This is a genomic window from Paenarthrobacter sp. TYUT067, assembly GCF_023656375.1.
Taxonomy (GTDB): domain Bacteria; phylum Actinomycetota; class Actinomycetes; order Actinomycetales; family Micrococcaceae; genus Arthrobacter.
The window spans coordinates 1-1,506 of sequence record NZ_JAMOIT010000043.1 but is presented as its reverse complement, the minus strand read 5'-3'; the positions used below and the strand labels follow the sequence as shown (position 1 = coordinate 1,506).

1 protein-coding gene is annotated in these 1,506 nt (G+C 56.2%); it reads right to left on the bottom strand.

Going from position 1 to position 1,506, the window contains the following annotated elements:
* Positions 1–2: 2 nt before the first annotated feature.
* Positions 3–1,506 (bottom strand): APC family permease (locus tag MOD31_RS21805; protein ID WP_250821694.1); only part of this gene is annotated, 1,504 nt, incomplete at its 5' end.

Sequence of the window (1,506 nt, the reverse complement as noted above, 5' to 3'; positions counted from 1 at the left end):
GTTCAGTGGTCTTGAATGCCAGCCGAGTTCGTCTTACGAAGGGACAGCAATGCACCGGTCAGGGGCAGGACGACCATGAGTGTGATGGCGAAAATGGATGCTCCGGTTGAGCCTGTTATCACGTCGATATTCGTAAAGGACAGGATCAGCACGAATACAAGTCCGAGGATGGCCAGTACCGGCGCGATGATCCTGACAAATATGGACACCTTGAGCGTCGGTCTAAAGTTGAAATAGAAGATGACAGCCAGGGATGTCAGCGCCATGAGAGCCAGAACGGCGAACCCCAGAACGCCCACGAGCGGAGCGAACACCCCCGTAACCGGGTCAAGGTTGAGGACTGCAGACACGATCACCCCGACGAGAACGAGACCCGAGAGGACCGCCGAAGCGTTCGATGGAACTCCGTGCCTGACATGGACCTTTCCGAAGTATGCGGGGAGCAACCCCGACTGGCCCATTGCCATTTTGTACCTGCTCACGACATTGTGAAATGAGAGAGCACAAGCAAAAACGCTACCCACGAGGAGCACGTTGACTATGTTCGAGTACACGGGGGAAATAAACTCAGAGCCGAGCACGAAGACTCCTGCGCTTGGGTCAGCCGAGAGGAACCCGACGACGTTCCCCGAGCCCGCGCCGATAACGATGCTGAACGAAGTGAACAGATACAGAATTCCGACTGAGAATACGGCCAGGTAGGTGGCACGAGGGACAGTTTTCTCCGGGTTTTTGGCCTCACTGCGGAATACCGCCGTCGCTTCAAATCCGACGAAACCAAGCGCGGCCCACATGATGCCACTCGCAGGCGACCCGTGCGTCATCGCTTCAACCGGATTTACGGGCGCGGCTGTGACGCCCTCGGCGCCTCCCTGGGACAAGATAGCGATGTCCAGCACCAGCAGGGCTACGGCTTCCAGAACAAGCAAGACACCAAGGACTTTGGAGCTCAGATCGATGTCTCGGTATCCGAGTAAGGCAATGAGCGCCCAAAACACTAGCGACCAAAGCCACCAGGGGGAGTCCTGCCAGCCGGTGAATGTGCCGACGAGCTGTGTAATGAACGGCCCCGCATAAACAGTCAAGGCCACTACGGTCAGAGCGTAGGCTCCCAGTGCGAGCATCGCCGAGGCGTTGCCGGGAACCCTTCCAAGCCCTCGCTCAATGTACGAGTAAAAGCCACCAACGTTCCGTATATGCTTGCTTAGTTCGTTGTAACCGACGACAAACAAACAGAGGATCGCCATTGCGATCACGTAATAGAACGGTGCCGCAGAGTTCTCTGAAAAGACAATCGAGAGGGGCAACACACCTGTCGCCGCGGTGAGCGGTGCAGCAGCCGCCACCACCATGAAGACAATGGCCCCGGTTCCGAGCGTCCTTTTCATGGCACCGCTTGATCCTGGCGGGCTTTTTGTGCCTATCCCCTCGATTTTATGGTGCGAATTTGAACCAACTCTAGTGTCGCTCACAAAAACCTCTTTCTTCAGACAACGTTGTCTATAG